This is a genomic window from Streptomyces sp. DSM 15324, from assembly GCF_001514285.1.
In the GTDB taxonomy this organism is placed as follows: domain Bacteria; phylum Actinomycetota; class Actinomycetes; order Streptomycetales; family Streptomycetaceae; genus Streptomyces.
In genome coordinates this window covers 682,711-697,842 of record NZ_KQ949025.1, presented here as the reverse complement: position 1 = coordinate 697,842, position 15,132 = coordinate 682,711, and the positions used below count along the sequence as shown (strand labels likewise).

The 15,132-nt window shown below is 67.4% G+C and carries 11 protein-coding genes and 1 tRNA gene; 11 read left to right on the top strand and 1 reads right to left on the bottom strand.

The window, feature by feature from the left end; translation table 11 throughout:
* Positions 1–57 precede the first annotated feature (57 nt).
* The 10 genes from AQJ58_RS13500 (at position 58) to AQJ58_RS13455 (ending at position 13,280) form a co-directional block, all read left to right on the top strand.
* Positions 58–130: transfer RNA gene (locus AQJ58_RS13500), tRNA-Trp, on the top strand.
* Positions 131–237: 107 nt separating this feature from the next.
* The gene (gene secE / locus AQJ58_RS13495; RefSeq protein ID WP_067249250.1) at positions 238–525 is read left to right on the top strand and encodes a preprotein translocase subunit SecE; all 288 of its coding nucleotides are present in this window, start codon (positions 238–240) and stop codon (positions 523–525) included.
* Positions 526–605: 80 nt separating this feature from the next.
* Positions 606–1,475: a transcription termination/antitermination protein NusG gene (gene nusG / locus AQJ58_RS13490; RefSeq protein ID WP_067249249.1), complete on the top strand. Its 870-nt coding sequence runs from the start codon at positions 606–608 to the stop codon at positions 1,473–1,475.
* A 166-nt stretch (positions 1,476–1,641) separates the two neighbouring features.
* Positions 1,642–2,076, top strand: coding sequence for a 50S ribosomal protein L11 (rplK, locus tag AQJ58_RS13485; protein ID WP_055631380.1), 435 nt, complete (start codon positions 1,642–1,644; stop codon positions 2,074–2,076).
* A gap of 82 nt (positions 2,077–2,158) precedes the next feature.
* Complete coding sequence (rplA, locus tag AQJ58_RS13480; RefSeq protein WP_067249246.1) at positions 2,159–2,884, top strand: 50S ribosomal protein L1; 726 nt, start codon at positions 2,159–2,161, stop codon at positions 2,882–2,884.
* Between the two features lie 151 nt (positions 2,885–3,035).
* Complete coding sequence (locus AQJ58_RS13475; protein WP_067249244.1) at positions 3,036–3,920, top strand: SCO4651 family lipoprotein; 885 nt, start codon at positions 3,036–3,038, stop codon at positions 3,918–3,920.
* 296 nt (positions 3,921–4,216) lie between these two features.
* Positions 4,217–4,747, top strand: coding sequence for a 50S ribosomal protein L10 (rplJ, locus tag AQJ58_RS13470; protein WP_067249241.1), 531 nt, complete (start codon positions 4,217–4,219; stop codon positions 4,745–4,747).
* A gap of 124 nt (positions 4,748–4,871) precedes the next feature.
* Positions 4,872–5,255 carry a 50S ribosomal protein L7/L12 gene (rplL, locus tag AQJ58_RS13465; protein ID WP_107122032.1) on the top strand — a complete coding sequence of 128 codons (384 nt, stop codon included), beginning with the start codon at positions 4,872–4,874 and terminating at the stop codon, positions 5,253–5,255.
* Positions 5,256–5,803: 548 nt separating this feature from the next.
* Complete coding sequence (gene rpoB / locus AQJ58_RS13460) at positions 5,804–9,289, top strand: DNA-directed RNA polymerase subunit beta (RefSeq protein ID WP_067249235.1); 3,486 nt, start codon at positions 5,804–5,806, stop codon at positions 9,287–9,289.
* Between the two features lie 94 nt (positions 9,290–9,383).
* Positions 9,384–13,280, top strand: coding sequence for a DNA-directed RNA polymerase subunit beta' (locus AQJ58_RS13455; protein ID WP_067249232.1), 3,897 nt, complete (start codon positions 9,384–9,386; stop codon positions 13,278–13,280).
* Between the two features lie 99 nt (positions 13,281–13,379).
* Here the strand turns inward: AQJ58_RS13455 and AQJ58_RS13450 are convergent, their stop codons facing one another.
* The gene (locus AQJ58_RS13450) at positions 13,380–14,249 is read right to left on the bottom strand and encodes a peptidoglycan-binding protein (RefSeq protein ID WP_067249229.1); all 870 of its coding nucleotides are present in this window, start codon (positions 14,247–14,249) and stop codon (positions 13,380–13,382) included.
* Between the two features lie 388 nt (positions 14,250–14,637).
* Between AQJ58_RS13450 and AQJ58_RS13445 the strand changes: the two genes are divergently transcribed.
* A complete protein-coding gene (locus tag AQJ58_RS13445) occupies positions 14,638–15,126 on the top strand; it encodes a DUF1707 and DUF4190 domain-containing protein (protein WP_067249226.1) in 489 nt (162 codons plus the stop codon).
* Positions 15,127–15,132 lie beyond the last annotated feature (6 nt).

Sequence of the window (15,132 nt, the reverse complement as noted above, 5' to 3'; positions counted from 1 at the left end):
CCACTGCCGGTGCACACCGAGCATCCGGTCGGATGCGGTACGTTGGGGGACACACAAAGGGTCGTAGCTCAATTGGTAGAGCACTGGTCTCCAAAACCAGCGGTTGGGGGTTCAAGTCCCTCCGGCCCTGCTACACACACCTTGCCAGGATGTGTGCGCATGTACGTACAGCAATGCACCGCCGTGCGGCTCAGACCGGGCGCGGCACGGCCACGACCCGGGAACAGGTGAGGACGAATGGCGGATGCCGTGGGCTCCATCGACACGCCTGATGCCCAGGACGAGCTGCCTGAGGCCAAGAAGAAGGGGCGGAAGGGCGGAAAGCGCGCCAAGAAGGGCCCGCTGAAGCGTCTCGCTCTCTTCTACCGCCAGATCATCGCGGAGCTCCGCAAGGTCGTCTGGCCCACTCGCGGACAGCTGACGACGTACACGACCGTGGTGATCGTCTTCGTGGTCGTCATGATCGGCCTGGTGACCGTGATTGACTATGGACTCAGCCACGCCGCCAAGTACGTTTTTGGCTGAGCCGAGAGCGAAGGGCGCCGAGGTATCCGGCGCCCCTTTCGCATGTTCCACCCCTCTGTATCCAGGAAGAAGCAGCCACCGTGTCTGACCAGAACCTGAACGACGCCATCGAGCCCGACGAGGTCGACGACGAGCTCGACATCGTCGAGGGCGCGGACGAGGTGGACGAGTTCGAGGCTGCCGACGATGAGGCGGGCGAGGCCGCGGAGGAAGCAGCGCTCCACGTCGAGGACGAGGACGCCGAGGACGACGCGGACACCGAAGAGGCGGACGACGTCGAGGACGAGGTCGAGGACGACGCCGAGGCCGAGGAAGAAGAGCCGGCCGAGCCCGTCGACCCCGTCGTCGCCCTGCGCGAGGAGCTGCGCACCCTTCCCGGTGAGTGGTACGTGATCCACACCTACGCCGGCTACGAGAACCGCGTGAAGACCAACCTGGAGCAGCGCGCCGTCTCGCTGAACGTCGAGGACTACATCTTCCAGGCCGAGGTGCCGCAGGAAGAGGTCGTCCAGATCAAGAACGGCGACCGCAAGACGATCCGCCAGAACAAGCTCCCGGGCTACGTCCTGGTCCGCATGGACCTGACGAACGAGTCCTGGGGCGTCGTCCGCAACACCCCCGGTGTCACCGGCTTCGTGGGCAACGCCTACGACCCGTACCCGCTGACCCTGGACGAGATCGTCAAGATGCTCGCCCCGGAGGCCGAGGAGAAGGCCGCCCGCGAGGCCGCCGAGGCCGAGGGCAAGCCGGCTCCGCAGCGCAAGGTCGAGGTCCAGGTGCTGGACTTCGAGGTGGGCGACTCGGTCACCGTCACCGACGGCCCGTTCGCCACGCTGCAGGCCACGATCAACGAGATCAACGCCGACTCGAAGAAGGTCAAGGGTCTGGTGGAGATCTTCGGGCGCGAGACCCCGGTCGAGCTGTCGTTCGACCAGATCCAGAAGAACTAGCTTCTTCCGGAGAGAACTTCCGACCAGGTCAGGCGGGCTGTCACGGCTTGTCTGACCTGCTCGGTTTTTGGCCGCGCATCTGTACCCGTTATCGTTGTGCGGTATGCCTGCGTTCGGTTGGTTCCCTGGCGCGGGCATGGACCCGAATGAAAGGACCTGGAGAGTAATGCCTCCCAAGAAGAAGAAGGTCACGGGGCTCATCAAGCTCCAGATCAACGCCGGTGCGGCGAACCCGGCCCCGCCGGTCGGCCCCGCGCTCGGTCAGCACGGCGTCAACATCATGGAGTTCTGCAAGGCCTACAACGCGGCGACCGAGTCGCAGCGCGGCTGGGTCATCCCGGTGGAGATCACGGTCTACGAGGACCGCTCCTTCACCTTCGTGACCAAGACCCCGCCGGCCGCGAAGATGATCCTCAAGGCCGCCGGTGTGGAGAAGGGCTCGGGCGAGCCGCACAAGACCAAGGTCGCCAAGATCACCGAGGCGCAGGTCCGTGAGATCGCCACGACCAAGCTTCCCGACCTGAACGCCAACGACCTGGACGCCGCCGCGAAGATCATCGCCGGCACCGCCCGTTCCATGGGCATCACGGTCGAGGGCTGACCTTCACCACCCCGTACTTCAGCAGTAGTGGCAGGGCCTGCTCGGCCCGTACCACGACTCCTCAGACACATCAGGAGCAGTAGTGAGCAAGCGCAGCAAGTCTCTCCGCGCTGCGGACGCCAAGGTCGACCGGGAGAAGCTCTACGCCCCGCTCGAGGCCGTCCGTCTCGCCAAGGAGACCTCCACCTCGAAGTTCGACGGCACCGTCGAGGTCGCCTTCCGTCTGGGTGTCGACCCGCGCAAGGCCGACCAGATGGTCCGTGGCACCGTGAACCTGCCGCACGGCACCGGCAAGACCGCCCGGGTCCTGGTCTTCGCGACCGGTGACCGTGCTGCGGCCGCGGAGGCCGCGGGCGCCGACATCGTCGGCTCCGACGAACTGATCGACGAGGTCGCGAAGGGCCGTCTGGACTTCGACGCCGTCGTCGCCACCCCGGACCTCATGGGCAAGGTCGGCCGCCTCGGCCGCGTGCTCGGTCCCCGTGGCCTGATGCCGAACCCGAAGACCGGCACCGTCACCCCCGACGTGGCCAAGGCCGTCACCGACATCAAGGGCGGCAAGATCGAGTTCCGCGTCGACAAGCACTCGAACCTGCACTTCATCATCGGCAAGACGTCCTTCGACGACGCCAAGCTGGTGGAGAACTACGCCGCGGCGCTCGAGGAGATCACCCGTCTCAAGCCGTCCGCCGCGAAGGGTCGCTACATCAAGAAGGCCGCGATCAGCACCACGATCGGCCCCGGCATCCAGGTCGACCCGAACCGCACCCGCAACCTCCTCGTCGAGGAGGACCCGGCCGCGGTCTGAACCTGACGGTTCCCCTTTCGGTCGGCGACGAGCCCCGCAACCTTTCGAGGTGCGGGGCTCGTCCCTTGGGAGCACAGGGGTTTTTTCCCCCTACGGCTGTCGGTGCGGTGCGTTACCGTGCAGTCACGGGACTCTCATGGGGGTGGGGCGGATGAAGCACACAGCTGCGCGGACCGCGGGGCTGTCCATCGCGGCGATGGGCCTGCTGGCCGGGGTGACGGCCTGCCAGGCCTCGGGGGACTCCGGGAGCTCCTCCGGCGGCTCGGAGGGGGCGAGGTTCGACCCCGTGGCCGCGCTCAGGACCGCCGCGAAGTCCACCGACGGCGCCGACTCCGCCAAGGTCGAGTCGACCACCACCATGGGCTCGGTGATGTCCATGACGGCCGACGGCTCCCTCGCCTGGGGCGACGGGCTCACCGGCCGGCTGACCATCACGTACACCGGCGGCACGATGGCCGACACCATGCGCCAGATGGGCAGTGACTCGATGGAGGCCCGCTACCTCCCCGACGCCTACTACGCGCGGATGGGCGACACCTTCGCCGAGCAGTCCGGCGGCAAGCACTGGATCAAGTACGCCTACGACGACCTGGAGACCGTCGGCGGCAGCGGTGGGGCGTATCTGAAGGACCAGATGCAGAACACCACGCCCAACCAGTCCGTGAAGCTCCTCCTGGCCTCCGGGGACGTCCGCAAGGTCGGCGAGGAGAAGGTGCGCGGAGAGCGGACCACGCACTACTCCGGGACGGTCGACGTGGCCGACCTCGCCGAGAAGAACTCCAGCCTCAGCCGGAGCCAGCTCGACGACCTGAGGAAGACGCTGGAGCAGGCCGGCGTCACCACCGAGACCGTCGACATCTGGGTCGACGACCAGGACCTGCTGGTGAAGAAGGTCGAGAAGGGCCAGACCGCGGCCGGCGCGTACAGCCAGACCGCCTACTACAGCGACTACGGCACCGAGGTGGCGGTCCAGGAGCCCCCGGCGAGCGACACGGCCGACTTCACCGAACTGGTGAGGCAGCAGTCGGGCGGCTGAGCCGGCGGCCCCGTACGGGCGGATTTGCTTGACACCGTCCGTCTCCCGTACGCTTCCACCGAAGCCAAAGACCGCTGGTCGTTGCCGTGCTCTCGAAAGAGGGTCCGGTGGCCGAAGGATCCGCTTGATATGCGGACGACCCGCGCAGGTGACTGTGGAAGTGCTCCCGGCCCGGATTCCGTCCTTCGACGGTTCTCGTCCGGTCGAGCTACGCCCCGTGCGCCTGCGCCGGGGCGTTTCGTCTGTCCCAGCCCCTTCCGAGCGGTCCTCATCACCCGGAAGGAGGCCGACGCTCTATGGCAAGGCCCGACAAGGCTGCCGCGGTGGCCGAGCTCACGGAGCAGTTCCGTAGCTCGAACGCCGCCGTGCTGACCGAGTACCGGGGTCTCACCGTGGCGCAGCTCAAGACGCTGCGCCGCTCGCTCGGTGAGAACGCCCAGTACGCCGTGGTGAAGAACACGCTGACCAAGATTGCGGCCAACGAGGCCGGGATCACGACGCTCGACGACCTGTTCAACGGTCCGACGGCGGTCGCCTTCGTCACCGGTGACCCGGTGGTGTCGGCGAAGGGTCTTCGTGACTTCGCCAAGGACAACCCGAACCTCGTCATCAAGGGCGGTGTCCTTGACGGCAAGGCGCTGTCCGCCGACGAGATCAAGAAGCTTGCGGACCTCGAGTCCCGCGAGGTTCTGCTCGCCAAGCTGGCGGGCGCCCTGAAGGGCAAGCAGACGCAGGCTGCTCAGGTCTTCCAGGCGCTCCCGTCGAAGTTCGTCCGCACCGCGGAGGCGCTTCGTGCCAAGCAGGCCGAGCAGGGCGGTGCCGAGTAACTCGGCTCGCGTAATGACCGCCGGCGCCAGGCAGCTCGCCTGACGCAGGGGGTCGTAGCGGGCCGATCGTACGCCCGCCAGACATGTACATCCGGCACCAGCCGAAATTAGTGGAAGGAAAGCCATCATGGCTCTCACCCAGGACGAACTGCTCGCCGAGTTCGAGAACATGACCCTGATCCAGCTCTCCGAGTTCGTGAAGGCGTTCGAGGAGAAGTTCGACGTCACCGCCGCCGCTGCGGTCGCCGTCGCCGGTCCCGCCGTCCCCGGCGCCCCGGTCGAGGCCGAGGAGGAGAAGGACGAGTTCGACGTCGTCCTGACCGGCGCGGGTGACAAGAAGATCCAGGTCATCAAGGTCGTGCGTGAGCTGACCTCGCTGGGTCTGAAGGAGGCCAAGGACCTCGTGGACGGCGCCCCGAAGCCCGTTCTCGAGAAGGTCGCCAAGGACGCCGCGGAGAAGGCCGCCGAGGCCCTCAAGGGTGCCGGCGCCTCCGTCGAGGTCAAGTAACACCCTCCGGGCCCACCAGGCCCGGAACTCGGGCTCAGCGAGCCTGTAACGCCCAAGCGCCGAAGAGCGATCATCCATCCGGGTGGTCGCTCTTCGGCGTTGCCGGGGGTCGGCCACGGTTGCCTTGCACCCGTGACGGCGGGGGGTATGGTGATCTTCGTCGTGTCTCCCGCGGCCCGGGTTCTACGCAGGGGGGCCTTGACGAACCGCACGCAGCGCGCAATTCTCAGGACGCGTCGTCACAAGGATCCGAATCCGAGGCATGGATCGACGGCGAAGAGGGCAGTATCAACGCGTTGAAGGCAGGCATGTGGCGCAGGCGTTGAGGGCAGCAAGGGTCTCTGAAAAACGAGACTGGACATCAGTGTGCCGGTTGGCTACACTGACCCTTTGCGCTGCCTGTTAGCTGTCCCCTGTCCGTCACCAGGGGTCTGCCCTCACTTGACATCGACGACTTGATCATCCCTGACCTGGGATTTTCTGTCTCCGTGTGCAGGAGAGGGGCCGGTACGCGCGTAGTGAGTCCGAGCCCTCGGAAGGACCCCCTCTTGGCCGCCTCGCGCAACGCCTCGACCGCGAATACGAACAACGCCGCCAGCACCGCCCCGCTGCGCATCTCTTTTGCAAAGATCAAGGAGCCTCTCGAGGTTCCGAACCTGCTCGCGCTGCAGACCGAGAGCTTCGACTGGCTGCTCGGCAACACCGCTTGGCAGAGTCGGGTCGAGGAGGCTCTGGACAACGGTCAGGACGTCCCCACCAAGTCCGGCCTCGAGGAGATCTTCGAGGAGATCTCTCCGATCGAGGACTTCTCCGGGTCGATGTCGCTGACCTTCCGCGACCACCGTTTCGAGCCGCCGAAGAACAGCATCGACGAGTGCAAGGAGCGCGACTTCACGTACGCGGCTCCGCTCTTCGTGACGGCCGAGTTCACCAACAACGAGACCGGCGAGATCAAGTCCCAGACGGTCTTCATGGGCGACTTCCCGCTCATGACCAACAAGGGCACCTTCGTCATCAACGGCACCGAGCGTGTCGTCGTGTCGCAGCTGGTCCGTTCGCCGGGTGTCTACTTCGACTCCTCGATCGACAAGACGTCCGACAAGGACATCTTCTCCGCCAAGATCATCCCGTCCCGGGGTGCCTGGCTGGAGATGGAGATCGACAAGCGCGACATGGTCGGCGTCCGCATCGACCGCAAGCGCAAGCAGTCCGTGACCGTCCTCCTGAAGGCGCTCGGCTGGACGACCGAGCAGATCCTCGAGGAGTTCGGCGAGTACGAGTCCATGCGCGCCACCCTGGAGAAGGACCACACCCAGGGCCAGGACGACGCGCTGCTCGACATCTACCGCAAGCTCCGTCCGGGCGAGCCCCCCACGCGTGAGGCCGCGCAGACGCTGCTCGAGAACCTCTACTTCAACCCCAAGCGCTACGACCTCGCCAAGGTCGGCCGCTACAAGGTCAACAAGAAGCTGGCCGCGGACGCGCCGCTGGACGCCGGTGTCCTGACCGTCGAGGACGTCATCGCGACGATCAAGTACCTGGTCAAGCTGCACGCCGGCGAGACCGAGACGGTCGGCGACAGCGGTCAGACGATCGTCGTCGAGACCGACGACATCGACCACTTCGGCAACCGTCGTCTGCGCAGCGTCGGCGAGCTCATCCAGAACCAGGTCCGTACGGGTCTGGCGCGGATGGAGCGCGTCGTGCGTGAGCGCATGACCACCCAGGACGTCGAGGCGATCACGCCGCAGACCCTGATCAACATCCGGCCGGTCGTCGCCTCCATCAAGGAGTTCTTCGGCACCAGCCAGCTGTCGCAGTTCATGGACCAGAACAACCCGCTGTCGGGTCTCACCCACAAGCGCCGTCTGTCGGCGCTCGGCCCGGGTGGTCTCTCCCGTGAGCGGGCCGGCTTCGAGGTCCGTGACGTGCACCCCTCGCACTACGGCCGCATGTGCCCGATCGAGACGCCCGAAGGCCCGAACATCGGTCTGATCGGCTCGCTCGCCTCCTACGGCCGGGTCAACGCGTTCGGTTTCGTCGAGACGCCGTACCGCAAGGTCGTCGACGGCCAGGTCACCGACGAGGTGGACTACCTGACCGCCGACGAGGAGGACCGCTACGTCATCGCGCAGGCCAACGCCACGCTCAACGACGACCTGCGCTTCACCGAGAACCGCGTCCTGGTCCGCCGCCGTGGCGGCGAGGTCGACTACGTCGCCGGTGACGACGTGGACTACATGGACGTCTCGCCGCGCCAGATGGTGTCGGTCGCGACCGCCATGATCCCGTTCCTCGAGCACGACGACGCCAACCGTGCCCTCATGGGCGCGAACATGATGCGCCAGGCCGTGCCGCTGATCAAGAGCGAGTCCCCGCTCGTCGGCACCGGCATGGAGTACCGCTCCGCCGTCGACGCCGGCGACGTGGTCAAGGCCGAGAAGGCGGGTGTGGTCCAGGAGGTCTCCGCGGACTACATCACCACGGCCAACGACGACGGCACGTACATCACGTACCGCCTGGCCAAGTTCGCCCGCTCCAACCAGGGCACCTCGGTCAACCAGAAGGTCATCGTCAACGAGGGCGACCGGATCATCGAGGGCCAGGTCCTCGCCGACGGTCCGGCCACCCAGAACGGCGAGATGGCGCTCGGCAAGAACCTGCTGGTCGCGTTCATGCCGTGGGAGGGTCACAACTACGAGGACGCGATCATCCTGTCGCAGCGCCTCGTGCAGGACGACGTCCTCTCCTCGATCCACATCGAGGAGCACGAGGTCGACGCCCGTGACACCAAGCTCGGCCCCGAGGAGATCACCCGGGACATCCCGAACGTCTCCGAGGAGGTCCTCGCCGACCTCGACGAGCGCGGCATCATCCGCATCGGTGCCGAGGTCATCGCCGGTGACATCCTCGTCGGCAAGGTCACCCCGAAGGGTGAGACCGAGCTGACGCCGGAGGAGCGCCTGCTGCGCGCCATCTTCGGTGAGAAGGCCCGTGAGGTCCGTGACACCTCGCTGAAGGTGCCGCACGGCGAGACCGGCAAGGTCATCGGCGTACGCGTCTTCGACCGCGAGGAGGGCGACGAGCTTCCCCCCGGTGTGAACCAGCTGGTGCGCGTGTACGTGGCGCAGAAGCGCAAGATCACCGACGGTGACAAGCTCGCCGGCCGTCACGGCAACAAGGGTGTCATCTCCAAGATCCTGCCCATCGAGGACATGCCGTTCCTCGAGGACGGGACCCCGGTCGACATCATCCTCAACCCGCTCGGCGTGCCGTCCCGCATGAACCCGGGACAGGTCCTGGAGATCCACCTCGGCTGGCTCGCCAGCCGCGGCTGGGACGTCTCCGGTCTCGCCGACGAGTGGGCGCAGCGCCTCCAGGCGATCGGCGCCGACCAGGTCGCCCCGGGCACCAACGTCGCGACCCCGGTCTTCGACGGCGCCCGTGAGGACGAGCTGGCGGGTCTGCTCCAGCACACCATCCCCAACCGCGACGGCGAGCGCATGGTGCTCCCGTCCGGCAAGGCGCGGCTGTTCGACGGCCGTAGCGGTGAGCCGTTCCCGGACCCGATCTCGGTCGGCTACATGTACATCCTGAAGCTGCACCACCTGGTCGACGACAAGCTGCACGCCCGCTCGACCGGCCCGTACTCGATGATCACCCAGCAGCCGCTGGGTGGTAAGGCGCAGTTCGGTGGCCAGCGCTTCGGTGAGATGGAGGTGTGGGCCCTCGAGGCCTACGGCGCCGCGTACGCCCTCCAGGAGCTGCTGACCATCAAGTCCGACGACGTCACCGGCCGCGTGAAGGTCTACGAGGCCATCGTCAAGGGCGAGAACATCCCCGAGCCCGGCATCCCCGAGTCCTTCAAGGTGCTCATCAAGGAGATGCAGTCGCTCTGCCTGAACGTGGAGGTGCTGTCCAGCGACGGTATGTCCATCGAGATGCGTGACACCGACGAGGACGTCTTCCGCGCTGCGGAGGAGCTCGGCATCGACCTGTCCCGGCGCGAGCCGAGCAGCGTCGAAGAGGTCTGACGGGAGTCCGGAGGCCTTCATCCAGAAGGCCTCCGGCCCCGGGACCCCCGTTTCAGACCCCAAGACTTACAACCCTGAGAGGGATTGACGCATAGTGCTCGACGTCAACTTCTTCGACGAGCTCCGGATCGGTCTGGCCACCGCTGACGACATCCGTCAGTGGAGCCACGGCGAGGTCAAGAAGCCCGAGACCATCAACTACCGCACCCTCAAGCCCGAAAAGGACGGACTCTTCTGCGAGAAGATCTTCGGTCCGACCCGGGACTGGGAGTGCTACTGCGGCAAGTACAAGCGCGTCCGCTTCAAGGGCATCATCTGTGAGCGCTGCGGCGTCGAGGTGACCCGCGCCAAGGTGCGCCGTGAGCGGATGGGCCACATCGAGCTGGCCGCGCCCGTCACGCACATCTGGTACTTCAAGGGTGTCCCGAGCCGGCTGGGCTACCTGCTCGACCTGGCTCCCAAGGACCTCGAGAAGGTCATCTACTTCGCGGCGTACATGATCACGTACGTCGACGAGGAGCGCCGTACCCGCGACCTGCCCTCCCTGGAGGCGCACGTCTCCGTGGAGCGCCAGCAGGTCGAGAACCGCCGGGACGCCGACCTGGAGGCCCGCGCCAAGAAGCTCGAGACCGACCTGGCCGAGCTGGAGGCCGAGGGCGCCAAGGCCGATGTGCGCCGCAAGGTGCGCGAAGGCGCCGAGCGCGAGATGAAGCAGCTGCGCGACCGCTCGCAGCGCGAGATCGACCGTCTCGACGAGGTGTGGACCCGCTTCAAGAACCTCAAGGTCCAGGACCTCGAGGGCGACGAGCTGCTCTACCGCGAGCTGCGTGACCGCTTCGGCACGTACTTCGACGGTTCGATGGGTGCCGCGGCGCTGCAGAAGCGCCTGGAGTCCTTCGACCTCGACGAGGAGGCCGAGAAGCTCCGCGAGATCATCCGCACCGGCAAGGGCCAGAAGAAGACCCGTGCGCTCAAGCGCCTGAAGGTCGTCTCCGCGTTCCTGCAGACCAGCAACAGCCCCAAGGGCATGGTGCTCGACTGCGTGCCGGTCATCCCGCCGGACCTGCGTCCGATGGTGCAGCTGGACGGTGGCCGCTTCGCGACCTCCGACCTGAACGACCTGTACCGCCGTGTGATCAACCGCAACAACCGTCTGAAGAGGCTCCTCGACCTCGGCGCGCCCGAGATCATCGTCAACAACGAGAAGCGCATGCTTCAGGAGGCTGTTGACGCCCTCTTCGACAACGGTCGTCGCGGCCGCCCGGTGACGGGCCCCGGCAACCGCCCGCTGAAGTCCCTCAGCGACATGCTGAAGGGCAAGCAGGGCCGTTTCCGTCAGAACCTGCTCGGCAAGCGTGTCGACTACTCGGCGCGTTCCGTGATCGTCGTCGGTCCGCAGCTCAAGCTGCACCAGTGCGGTCTGCCGAAGGCGATGGCGCTGGAGCTCTTCAAGCCGTTCGTGATGAAGCGCCTGGTCGACCTGAACCACGCGCAGAACATCAAGAGCGCCAAGCGGATGGTCGAGCGCGGCCGCACCGTGGTGTACGACGTCCTCGAAGAGGTCATCGCCGAGCACCCGGTGCTGCTGAACCGTGCGCCCACCCTGCACCGCCTCGGCATCCAGGCCTTCGAGCCGCAGCTGGTCGAGGGCAAGGCCATCCAGATCCACCCGCTCGTCTGCACCGCGTTCAACGCGGACTTCGACGGTGACCAGATGGCCGTGCACCTGCCGCTGTCCGCGGAGGCGCAGGCCGAGGCCCGCATCCTGATGCTGTCCTCGAACAACATCCTCAAGCCCGCCGACGGCCGTCCGGTGACGATGCCGACCCAGGACATGGTCCTCGGTCTGTTCTTCCTCACCACCGACGGCGAGCTGCGTGACACCAAGGGCGAGGGCCGGTCCTTCGGCTCCACGGCCGAGGCGATCATGGCGTTCGACGCCGGTGAGCTGGCGCTCCAGTCGGCGATCGACATCCGCTTCCCGGTGGGCACCATCCCGCCGCGCGGCTGGACCCCGCCGGCGCAGGAGGAGGGCGAGCCCGAGTGGCAGCAGGGGGACACGTTCCGCCTGCGCACCACCCTGGGCCGTGCGCTCTTCAACGAGCTGCTGCCCGAGGACTACCCGTTCGTCGACTACTCGGTGGGCAAGAAGCAGCTCTCCGAGATCGTCAACGACCTGGCCGAGCGCTACCCCAAGGTCATCGTGGCGGCGACGCTCGACAACCTGAAGGCGTCCGGCTTCTACTGGGCGACCCGTTCCGGTGTCACCGTGGCCATCTCCGACGTCGTCGTTCCCGAGGCGAAGAAGGAGATCGTCCGCGGGTACGAGGCGCAGGACGAGAAGGTCCAGAAGCAGTACGAGCGCGGTCTGATCACCAAGGAAGAGCGCACGCAGGAGCTCATCGCGATCTGGACCAAGGCGACCAACGAGGTCGCCGAGGCGATGAACGAGAACTTCCCCAAGACGAACCCCATCTTCATGATGGTTGACTCGGGTGCCCGAGGAAACATGATGCAGATGCGGCAGATCGCCGGTATGCGTGGTCTGGTGTCGAACGCGAAGAACGAGACCATCCCGCGTCCGATCAAGGCCTCGTTCCGTGAGGGCCTGTCCGTGCTCGAGTACTTCATCTCGACGCACGGTGCCCGTAAGGGTCTGGCGGACACCGCCCTGCGTACCGCCGACTCGGGTTACCTCACCCGTCGTCTGGTGGACGTCTCGCAGGACGTCATCATCCGCGAGGAGGACTGCGGCACCGAGCGCGGCCTCAAGCTGGCGATCGCCGAGCGCGAGGACGGCGTCCTGCGCAAGACGGGCAACGTCGAGACGTCCGTGTACGCGCGCTGCCTCGCCGAGGACATCGTGGTCGACGGCAAGGTGCTGGCCCCGGCCGGTACCGACCTCGGCGACGTGCTCATCGACGAGCTGGTCCGGCACGGCGTGGAGACGGTCAAGACCCGCTCGGTCCTGACGTGTGAGTCCGCCGTCGGCACCTGTGCCATGTGCTACGGCCGCTCGCTGGCCACCGGCAAGCTGGTCGACATCGGTGAGGCGGTCGGCATCATCGCCGCCCAGTCCATCGGTGAGCCCGGTACCCAGCTGACGATGCGTACCTTCCACACCGGTGGTGTGGCCGGTGACGACATCACCCAGGGTCTGCCGCGTGTCGTCGAGCTCTTCGAGGCCCGTACTCCGAAGGGTGTCGCCCCGATCTCCGAGGCCTCCGGCCGGGTGCGGATCGAGGAGACCGAGAAGACCAAGAAGATCGTCGTCACCCCGGACGACGGCAGCGACGAGATGGCCTACCCCATCTCCAAGCGTGCCCGTCTGATGGTCAGCGAGGGCGAGCACGTCGAGGTGGGCCAGAAGCTCACCGTGGGTGCCACCAACCCGCACGACGTGCTGCGCATCCTGGGTCAGCGTGCCGTCCAGGTCCACCTGGTCGGCGAGGTCCAGAAGGTGTACAACTCGCAGGGTGTGTCGATCCACGACAAGCACATCGAGATCATCATCCGGCAGATGCTCCGCCGCGTGACGATCATCGAGTCCGGCGACGCCGAGCTGCTGCCCGGTGAGCTGGTCGAGCGCTCGAAGTTCGAGACCGAGAACCGTCGTGTGGTCCAGGAGGGCGGTCACCCGGCCTCCGGTCGTCCGCAGCTGATGGGTATCACCAAGGCCTCGCTGGCGACGGAGTCCTGGCTGTCGGCCGCCTCCTTCCAGGAGACGACCCGAGTCCTGACGGACGCGGCGATCAACGCCAAGTCCGACAGCCTCATCGGCCTCAAGGAGAACGTCATCATCGGTAAGCTCATCCCGGCCGGTACGGGTCTGTCCCGCTACCGCAACATCCGGGTGGAGCCGACCGAGGAGGCCAAGGCCGCGATGTACTCGGCCGTCGGCTACGACGACATCGACTACTCGCCGTTCGGCACCGGCTCCGGCCAGGCCGTCCCGCTGGAGGACTACGACTACGGTCCGTACAACCAGTAAGCACGAGTAGCACGCGTTGAAGGGCGGTCACCCCGTTGCCCACGGGGTGACCGCCCTTCGGCGTCTCCCACGGGGCCTCCGACGCGGCGGCCTCGCTTCTCAGACGTGGGGGACTTCCAGCGCGGCCCAGGAGGCGGGGCCCGGCCAGCCGTCGGCGGCGGAGCCGGTGTACCCGAGCTTGCGCTGCCACTTGGCGTACGAGGCCCGGTCGGCCTCGGTCCACTGCGGGCCGGGGCCGTGCGTGTAGGCGGAGCAGCCGACGGCGACCAGGCGCCGGCCCATCGCGGTGACGATCGCCGACCTCGGGCTCCCGCGGAACCAGTCGGTGCCGGGGAAGGGCTGGTGGGCGGGGGTGGGCGAGCCGGGCGGGACCGGGTGTCCGAGCCGGGTGGCGACCCGGGAGCGGAAGTTCGCCATCGAGAAGCCCCGGGGGTCGACCTTGGTGTTCGTCCACTCCTTGTGCCCGATCACCGAGCGCTCGCTCCAGCCGTGCGCCCGGCACAGCGCGGCGGCCGCCCGGACCATGGCCTCCAGCTGGACCTCGGGCCAGGGATCCCTGCCGTCGCCGAGGTTGACGCACTCGAAGCCGTAGAAGTGGACGTTGCCGTCGGTGTCGTTGCGATGGGGTGCGGGCAGGGTGGCCCGTTCGGCGACGACGGCCTCCAGGACGGCCCCGTCGCCGCTGCCGGCGTGGTTGGCGCGGCCGTTGCCGACGAGGTGGACCGTGCCGTCCTTGGCTATCACGCCGTGGCAGAGGGGGCCGGGCAGGGCCGGATAGCCGTGGAAGCACATCTCGACGGAGCGGGTGGTCCCGGAGCTGACGGTGTGATGGATGATCACGCCGTTGACCGGGCCCCAACTGCCCTTGTGGTTGCGGTTGTGGGTCCGCCAGCCGGTGTGTTCGACGACGGTGACGCCCTCGGCGTCCAGAGCGGCGACGAGGGCGTCGGCGGAGAGCGGGTGGGCCATGGGTGGTGCCTCCCTGGGGAGCTTGTTTCGATGTGGGGCATATCGGGCCCTGGGGGCAGGAAAAAACCCCGGCCGGTGGGGTGGCTCGGGGCATTGGGCGGGGCTCGCGGGGGCGCGGACCCTCCGGCAGGGGCGTGACCCGGCCGGGACTTTGCTGCCGCAAAGTTCGGTGTGATCCACGCGGCGGGCCCCGGCTCCGCCGGCCGTGGGGCGAGGGGGGCCGGAGCCAGGGGGGCCGGGGCCGCGCAGACGCCGGCGGTGGTGGCGGAACCGTGGGCGGCCCGGACGCGTTGAGAGATGATGGAGGCAACCAGCCGTCCGGGGGGAGGTGCCCGTGTCGTATCCGTCGCCATGGCAGCCGCAGGGACAGGTGCCCAACGGCGCTTCGATGCTCGCGTCGCACGCCGATCGCGAGCGCGCGGTGGACGTGCTCAGGGCGGGCTTCGGGGAAGGCCGCCTCCAGCAGGACGAGTTCGAGAAGCGGGTGCAGCGCGCCTACCAGGCCCGTACCGTCGGTGAGCTGCAACTGGTCATCTCCGACCTCCCGCAGGGGCCGATGGCCGTCCCGTCGGTGCTCGCCGCGCCGACCGCCTACGGCCCGCCCGTCCCGCGCACGTTCCTGCCCGCCCCGCCCCCGCCCACCAACGGCAAGGCGGTCGGCTCGATGGTCTGCGGTGTCCTCACCACCATGTCCATGGGGCTCACCGGCATCCCGGCCGTGATCCTCGGGCACAAGGCGCGCGCCGAGATCCGCCGCTCCGGCGAGGGCGGCGACGGGTTCGCCCTGGCCGGCCTGATCCTGGGCTATCTGTCGGTGGCCGGCTGGGCGTTCTTCCTGATGGTCATCATGATGGCGGCGGTCTCGTCCTCCCCCTGACGGGCC